The sequence below is a fragment of the Flavobacterium branchiophilum NBRC 15030 = ATCC 35035 genome, from assembly GCF_002217205.1.
In the GTDB taxonomy this organism is placed as follows: Bacteria; Bacteroidota; Bacteroidia; order Flavobacteriales; family Flavobacteriaceae; genus Flavobacterium; species Flavobacterium branchiophilum.
In genome coordinates, this window is record NZ_MUGT01000118.1 from 22,595 (window position 1) to 30,194 (window position 7,600).

General features: G+C 35.2%; 8 protein-coding genes. 3 read left to right on the forward strand and 5 right to left on the reverse strand.

All coding sequences use genetic code 11. From position 1 onward, the window contains the following. Window positions 1-34: 34 nt before the first annotated feature. Both B0A58_RS12460 and B0A58_RS12465 read right to left on the reverse strand, forming a co-directional pair. Entirely contained in the window at window positions 35-1,450 is a 1,416-nt protein-coding gene (locus B0A58_RS12460; RefSeq protein WP_089081331.1) for an MBL fold metallo-hydrolase, read from the reverse strand. Between the two features lie 143 nt (window positions 1,451-1,593). After that, window positions 1,594-2,232 (reverse strand): endonuclease III domain-containing protein, encoded by a 639-nt coding sequence (locus B0A58_RS12465; protein WP_089081332.1) that lies wholly within the window; start codon window positions 2,230-2,232, stop codon window positions 1,594-1,596. A gap of 88 nt (window positions 2,233-2,320) precedes the next feature. Here B0A58_RS12465 and bcp point away from each other — a divergent pair, with 88 nt between their 5' ends. The 3 genes from bcp (at window position 2,321) to B0A58_RS12485 (ending at window position 6,386) form a co-directional block, all read left to right on the forward strand. Further along, a complete protein-coding gene (bcp, locus tag B0A58_RS12470) occupies window positions 2,321-2,773 on the forward strand; it encodes a thioredoxin-dependent thiol peroxidase (protein ID WP_089081333.1) in 453 nt (150 codons plus the stop codon). A gap of 400 nt (window positions 2,774-3,173) precedes the next feature. Continuing rightward, window positions 3,174-4,799, forward strand: coding sequence for an OstA-like protein (locus B0A58_RS12475; RefSeq protein ID WP_243389498.1), 1,626 nt, complete (start codon window positions 3,174-3,176; stop codon window positions 4,797-4,799). Between the two features lie 396 nt (window positions 4,800-5,195). Beyond that, window positions 5,196-6,386 carry an aspartate aminotransferase family protein gene (locus B0A58_RS12485; RefSeq protein WP_089081335.1) on the forward strand — a complete coding sequence of 397 codons (1,191 nt, stop codon included), beginning with the start codon at window positions 5,196-5,198 and terminating at the stop codon, window positions 6,384-6,386. Between the two features lie 220 nt (window positions 6,387-6,606). On the opposite strand, the gene B0A58_RS12490 is transcribed toward B0A58_RS12485, so the two are convergent. From B0A58_RS12490 to B0A58_RS16505, 3 genes are all read right to left on the reverse strand, one after another. After that, on the reverse strand, window positions 6,607-6,999 hold the full coding sequence (locus B0A58_RS12490; RefSeq protein WP_089081336.1) for a hypothetical protein: 393 nt from the start codon (window positions 6,997-6,999) through the stop codon (window positions 6,607-6,609). 66 nt (window positions 7,000-7,065) lie between these two features. Next, window positions 7,066-7,335 carry a hypothetical protein gene (locus tag B0A58_RS12495; protein WP_089081337.1) on the reverse strand — a complete coding sequence of 90 codons (270 nt, stop codon included), beginning with the start codon at window positions 7,333-7,335 and terminating at the stop codon, window positions 7,066-7,068. Window positions 7,336-7,340: 5 nt separating this feature from the next. Beyond that, a partial coding sequence (locus B0A58_RS16505; protein WP_165766340.1) for a hypothetical protein occupies window positions 7,341-7,600 on the reverse strand: 260 nt, incomplete at its 5' end.

The following is a 7,600-nucleotide window of genomic DNA, read 5'->3' on the forward strand; positions in this document are numbered from 1 at the left end:
GATAGTTTATTGAAGGTTGTATTACTTATTTTTATTATAATAAAGTTGAAGGACAAACATAATCTGTTTTGGCTAAAGTAGTTTCTTTAAGTGCGGTAAATCCACCTATTACATCAGAAAAATTGTCCCATCCTCTTTGTTTCAAAATAGAGGCTGCAATCATACTTCTATAGCCACCAGCACAATGTAAAACAAAAGGTTTGTCTTTTGGGAAAGTGGCCAAATGTTGGTTGATTTCGTTAAGTGGCACATTGATGGCTCCTTCTAAATGCTCTGATAAATATTCGCTTTTCTTTCTAACATCAAAAACAGGAAGTTCCGCAGCATTATAAGATTTTTCAAGGTCAGCAGCTGTCAATCTTTCAAGGCTATCTACCTCATAACCAGCTGTTTTCCAAGTATCAAAACCACCTTGCAAATACCCGATGGTGTGGTCGTATCCAATTCTGGATAGACGAATCATACTTTCTTCTTCTCTCCCCAAGTCTGTTACCAATAATATTTCTTGTTTGATGTCGGCAACCATTTCGCCAACCCACATAGCAAAATTACCGTCGATACCAATATTGATACTGTTTGGAATAAATCCTTGAGCAAAAGTGGCAGCATCTCTTGTGTCTAATATCAAAGCTCTTGTTTCGTTGGCCATTGCTTCAAATTCGTTGGCTTGAAGTGGCTGATTGGCTTTTTCCAATACGTTGTCTAAGCTTTCATAACCTTTGATGTTCATCATCACATTTGAAGGAAAATAGGCAGGAGGATTTGTTAAACCTGTTAAAACAGCTGTAACAAACTGGTCTTCAGTCATTTCTGGATTCAAGGCATAGTTTGTACGTTTTTGGTTTCCAAGTGTATCGGTGGTTTCTTTGCTCATCATTTTTCCGCAAGCCGAACCCGCTCCGTGGTTTGGATATACAATTAAATCGTCTGACAAAGTCATGATTTTAGTTCGTAATGAGTGGTATAAATGACGGGCCAATTTGTCTTGTGTTAAATCTTCTACAACGTGTTGAGCCAAATCAGGACGACCAACATCGCCAATAAAAAGAGTGTCGCCTGTTATAATTCCGTGCTCGTTTCCATGCTCATCAATTACTAAAAAAGTAGTACTCTCCATAGTATGTCCGGGAGTATGAATCACTTTTACCTGACAATTTCCAATGCTGAAAATTTGATTGTCTGTAGCCGAAATAATTTCATAAGCTGGTTTTGCCAAAGGACCATATACAATTTGGGCACCTGTTTTTTTGGCTAAATCTAAATGTCCTGAAACAAAATCTGCATGAAAATGTGTTAAAAAAACATATTTAATTGCAGCATTGTCTTTTTGAGCTCTGTCTATGTAAGGTTGTACTTCTCTTAATGGATCAAAAATAGCGGCTTCGCCATTATTTTCTAAATAATATGCTGCATGAGCAATACATCCTGTATAAATTTGTTCTATTTTCATAATTTTAAAACCTTAAATTGTTATTTTTTTATTTTGATTTTGATGGTACAAATTTATACCAACAACAAATGAAAATACGTGATAAATGTTACTTAAGTTAAAAATAAATTGAAAAAAGCAAAATATTTAATAATATTTACATATTATGATATTATTTGATTTATTTTTCCTATTTTTTGGGTTATAATATCTTTTTCAATATCCCAGCCTCTGGCAGGCGAATACTCGCGTCCGTACCAAATGATTTGGAGGTGTAAATCGTTCCAAAGTTTTTTTGGAAAAATGGCTTTGGCATCTTTTTCTGTTTGCACCACGTTTTTGCCCGAAGTCAAATTCCATCGTGTCATGAGCCTATGGATGTGGGTATCTACAGGAAAGGCTGGCACTCCAAATGCCTGACTCATTACCACACTGGCCGTTTTATGGCCAACGGCAGGCAAGGCTTCTAGGGCTTCAAAACTTTGCGGGACTTTGCCGTTGTGCTGGTCTATCAAAATTTGTGAAAGTCCATGAATACCTTTAGATTTCATGGGCGACAAGCCACAAGGCCTGATTATTGTTTTGATGTCTTCTATCGATAATTTGACCATATCATAAGGGTTGTCTGCTTTTGCAAACAATATGGGTGTAATTTGATTGACCCGAACATCTGTACATTGTGCCGATAACAACACGGCTATCAACAAGGTATAAGGGTCTTTATGGTCTAGCGGAATGGGAATTGTGGGATACAACTCGTTCAATGTTTGAATTACAAATTTGACCCGTTCTCTTTTTGTCATAATTTAAAAAATTGGAACCGTAAAAATAAATTTATTTTTAATTCAAATCATTTAAAATGTTATAATTTTGTTTTCAAAAAAAACAAATATGACCACATTAAAAATTGGAGATCCAGCACCGCCATTTTCTGCATACGACCAAGACGGAAACTTGCATGAATTATCGGCATATAAGGGCAAAAAATTAGTGCTTTTTTTCTATCCAAAGGCCAACACCCCAGGATGTACAACAGAAGCTTGCAATTTGAGCGACCATTACGACCGTTTTGTGAGTGAAAATTATGCCCTTTTGGGTGTTAGTGCCGATGCAGCCAAAGCCCAACAAAAGTTTAAAGAAAAATACCATTTGCCGTTTCCATTATTAGCAGACGAAGCAAAAAATGTACTTATGGCCTATCAAGTTTGGGGGCCAAAAAAATTTATGGGCAAAGAATATGATGGCATTCATAGAACCACATTTGTAATTAACGAAAATGGCATTATTGAAAACATCATAACAGAGGTAAAAACCAAGGTACATGCCAGTCAAATATTAGGGTAATACATACAGTATTTATAGGTATTTTAAATAATCTTTTGACTATTATACTGTATTCCAAAACTTACAACTACATACCTTTGTCAAAGTACGATAGTTTGACAAAGGTATCACTGAAAACATGATTTGGTTTTTCAACAAAATTGATTACATTAATTGAAACTACTGATTAGTATAAATCAATACAAATGAAATCTATGTCTTAAAAAAAAATTATTTTCAAACTTTTTTCGTTAATTTTTATGCAAAAAAAAGGAACCAAAAAAGGTTTATTAGGATAAACAAACAGTTCCTACAACCAACACCTTCATTTTTAATAGTCAAAACATTAATTATTTCTTAAATCAATTTGGACTTTGATGAAAATGCGTATTTTTGTCGAAAAAAAACCATTTTGAAAAAAATATATCTTTTGTGTTATGTGGTAGTTATTGGCTTTGGAGCTACTTGGACCCATGCGCAAGCTACCAAAAAAATTGTTATCGAATATTCCGACTTTGGCGACAGAAACGAATCCTTGGTGCCAGGCGCTGCTTTGCTTACGGGTAATGTACGCATCAACCACGAAGGGGTAAAAATGACGTGCAACAAAGCCTATTATTTTGAAAAAGAAAACTACATAAAAGCCTTTGGCGAAGTACAAATGGTGCAGGGCGACACCCTTTCGCTCAACAGCAAATATGCAGAGTACAATGGCAACACCAAGCTGGCTTTTGCTACGGGCGATGTCATCATGCAATCGCCAGAAAGTACCCTTGTTACCGATACCATTTATTTTGACAGGGCCAAACAGGAGGCATATTATAAAAACAAAGGCACTATTACCAATTTAGAAAACACCCTCGAAAGCATTTCTGGCCGTTATTATGTGGCTCAAAAAAAGTTTGTGTTTTTAACAGCCGTAACCATTACCAATCCAAAATACTTAATCAAAACCAATCATTTGGATTATTTTACCAACTCGGGACATTCCTATCTTTTTGGTCCTTCTACAATTACCAGCAAAAAAGATTTTATTTATACCGAAAAAGGTTTTTATAATACCAAAAAAAATACAGGCCATTTTATAGACAAATCCTATATCAAATATAACGACAGACGTATTATTGGCGATAGTTTATACTTTGATAGAAAACGTGATTTTGCATCGGCCACCCGCAACGTTCGGATTATTGACACCATCAACAAAGGGATTGTAAAAGGCCATTATGCCGAAATTTACAAACAAAAAGACTCCCTTTTTATTACCAAACATGCCGTGGCCATCAATGTTGTGGACAAAGACTCTGTATATATTCATGCCAAAAAACTCATGGTAACAGGCAAAGAAGGGAACCGAATAATTAGAGGGTTTAACAATGCCCGCTTTTTTAAAACCGATATGTCGGGCAAGTGCGACTCGATACATTCCAATCAAAAAAAGGCCCTCACACAACTCATTGGCAAACCCATTTTGTGGAACTACGAAAACCAAATGACTGGCGATGTGATGCACCTTATTGGCAACAATACAACCCAAAAACTCGATTCGTTGAAGGTGCTTTCCAATGCTTTTATAGTTTCAAAAGACAGTGTTGGCACGGGCTATAACCAAGTAAAAGGCGTTAATTTGTATGGCAAATTTAAAGACAACAAACTATATGAAGCCGATGTTGTAAAAAACACCGAAGTGATTTATTATATGCGAAACGATCAAAAGGAACTTATTGGAATCAATAAAAATGTGAGCAGCCGCATCAACATGACCCTCGATAAAAACAATATCGAAACCATGACGTTTTATACCAATCCAGATGGTACGATTTATCCAGACAAGGATTTGCCCGAAAATGCCCGAAAACTTCGTGGATTTGTATGGCGGATTGACGAACGCATCAAAACCAAAGACGACCTTTTTCCTGAAGATGAAAAGGCATTGGACGACAAATACCGTAAAGCAGCCAATAAAGACAAAGCCAAGGCGCCTACCCCCATGAAAATAAGGAAAGAAACCCTAGACTACGATAAGGACGCTAAAAAAAACCAATAGCCCCTTTGAAACCCCATTTGCGTTAGGGATTGCAGTGGAAATCCTTTTTTGTTTTTTTCTTTAAAAAACAAAAAAGATTGAAACGAAAAGCCCGACCCTTGTGGGAACGCCCCAAATAGTGGTTATAAACGTAGTGCCTATTGATTTGGTGTATTATTTATGACAAGATGTAAGTATTTATTTCATGATTACAAACGTATGGGCGTGTCCCTCCGCAAGCTCCGGGTCGGGCTATTCGTTACAATCTTTTTTGCCCCAAAAAGAGGGGCAAAAAAGGATTTTCACTGCTATCCCTCACGCAACAACAAAAAAGCAACACCTTTGCAAAACCAAAACAAGGGATGGTTTGACTTTTAGTTGCCATTACATCTTTATGTTTATAAAAAAAAAACTACAATGAAAGAAGATTTTATAAAATTTCAAGCACAAACATCGCCATATCCGCTGGGTATGGAAGTGTTGTATGCCAAGGGAAGTTACATATATGACGTTCATCATCAAAAGTACCTCGACTTTGTGGCAGGAGTTTCGGCATGTTCGTTGGGTCATTGCCCCACGGTGGTGCACGATGCCATCAAAAAACAACTCGATTTGTATGCTCATGTGATGGTGTATGGCGAGTATGCACAAGGGCCCGCAGTAGCCTATTGCAAACTCTTGGCCTCTTTGATGCCCCAACCATTGCAAAAAGTATATTTGGTCAATTCTGGAACAGAAGCTACCGAAGGTGCCTTGAAACTGGCCCGACGGGTTACAGGACGAAGCCAGCTGCTGTCGTGCCACAATGCCTATCATGGCAACACGATGGGGAGTATGAGTGTGATGGGATTTGAAGAACGAAAACAAGCTTTTCGTCCATTGATTCCAGATGTGGATTTTATTACGTTTAACAACGAAGCCGATTTGGAAAAGATTACCACCAAAACGGCGGGTATTATTTTGGAAAGCATTCAGGGTGGAGCGGGTTTTATTGAACCCGAAAATGATTTTTTGCTCAAAGTGCGTAATCGATGTACAGCGGTGGGTGCCCTTATGATTATAGACGAAATTCAGCCAGGGTTTGGTAGAACGGGGCGTTTATTTGGTTTTGAAAATTATGGAGTAGTTCCCGATATTGTAATTTTGGGAAAAGGCATGGGAGGTGGCATGCCCGTAGGAGCATTTGTAGCCTCGGAAGCCCATTTGGATTTGTTGAGCCACTCGCCCAAGCTAGGACACATCACCACTTTTGGTGGTCATCCTGTGATAGCAGCGGCCTGTTTGGCTACCTTACAAGAAATTGTTCAAAGCCAATTGATGGAAGCAGCACTAGAAAAGGAACAATTGTTTAGAAAATTATTGGTTCATCCACTAATACAAGAGGTGCGTGGTAGGGGGCTCATGCTTGCAGCCATGACAGCCGATGCTGCAATTACCAATGAAATTATACTTAAATGTCAAGACAAAGGGCTGATATTGTTTTGGTTGCTTTTTGAAGGTAAAGCCATTAGAATTACACCTCCGCTTACAATTTCTGAAGACGAAATTAGGGAAGGCTGCCAAATCATGTTGGAGGTAATGGATTGTATTTTGGAAGTTAGAGGCTAACGGTTTGAAGGAAATAGGTTGTGTACTGAGGTAGAAAACGCTATGATGTAAACCCAAATTATAACAGAATTAAAATTTGGGTTTGTATGAAAGCGTTTATTTCAAATACCAATCGTTTTTGTTACAAAAGAGGTATTAAAATATTTAACTCCATAAATTATTTTGTTGTATTGAACAAATTAACAATAAAATACCCTAAATAAAAAATACCATTAGATATTTATGATGAATAAGTACTTTTAATTTTATCATATTGCCAAATGATTTCGCAAGAATGATGAAGTGTTTTAGAATTTATATCTATTGTATTTGTATGTTTAAACTGATAAATATATAATTTGTAATTAAAATTTCTTCTACTTTTATGTTTACTAAAAGTAAATACTTGCGAAAATAAAAATAAGATATAAAGATAAAAATTGACGTACAAAACTAGCGTTAAATGCAAAGAAATAAAAAGAAAAATATTTTTAACAGAAATTGCAGACTCTGCTTTCTTAACTTTTAGTCTTGAAATAGTATTGATGTCAAATACAGTACCAGTATGATGTATAAGTAATGTAGCATTTGAAATTTTAGCAAAATCATTGTTTAGTTCTAATGTTTGTTTCATGAAAAAAAAAAAATAAAATGATTAGTACAATTTAAAAATTTATTTGTTATTACAAATTTCACATAATTAAAGGTTTTTTATTATATTATTATAAATTTCTTTATATTTTTGTTTAATATTATTAATAAAAGTATTTTGATATTTGAGACTTTCAGGTATTTTATTGATGGTATTATTATTGTCATTTAATTTAGAAATAATTGACATTATCATACTTTCATTTAATTCATTAGGTAAATACTTTATAATCAAATCTTTTTTGGTGTTTTTAATTGTATTATCACCTTCAATAATTATAGGATCAATATTATTTTTAACAATCCCATTATGTAGCATTTTTTCTATTCTGGTACCAAACTCTTAGGTTTGATTTCTAAATTTTGTTCATTGTTTAATCGTAAAGTACTACCTATTACATATTGCATATAAACAGACATATTTTCGGAAATGGCGTTTTCAAAACCAATTCCATATCTGAAATCTTTCAGTAACTGTTTGTCAAAATCATTAGCTCCGTTTAAATTAATTACATTATTGTTAATTACTTGATACCCTTGAATAAAATGAGATAAAGAAAAATTAGGCTCATATAAAATAATTG

Coding starts and splice junctions, on each gene's coding strand:
- B0A58_RS12460 (WP_089081331.1), bottom strand. CDS start 1,450: ATGAAAATAGAACAAATTTATACAGGATGTATTGCTCATGCAGCATAT.
- B0A58_RS12495 (WP_089081337.1), bottom strand. CDS start 7,335: ATGCTACATAATGGGATTGTTAAAAATAATATTGATCCTATAATTATT.
- bcp (WP_089081333.1), top strand. CDS start 2,321: ATGACCACATTAAAAATTGGAGATCCAGCACCGCCATTTTCTGCATAC.
- B0A58_RS12490 (WP_089081336.1), bottom strand. CDS start 6,999: ATGAAACAAACATTAGAACTAAACAATGATTTTGCTAAAATTTCAAAT.
- B0A58_RS12485 (WP_089081335.1), top strand. CDS start 5,196: ATGAAAGAAGATTTTATAAAATTTCAAGCACAAACATCGCCATATCCG.
- B0A58_RS12465 (WP_089081332.1), bottom strand. CDS start 2,232: ATGACAAAAAGAGAACGGGTCAAATTTGTAATTCAAACATTGAACGAG.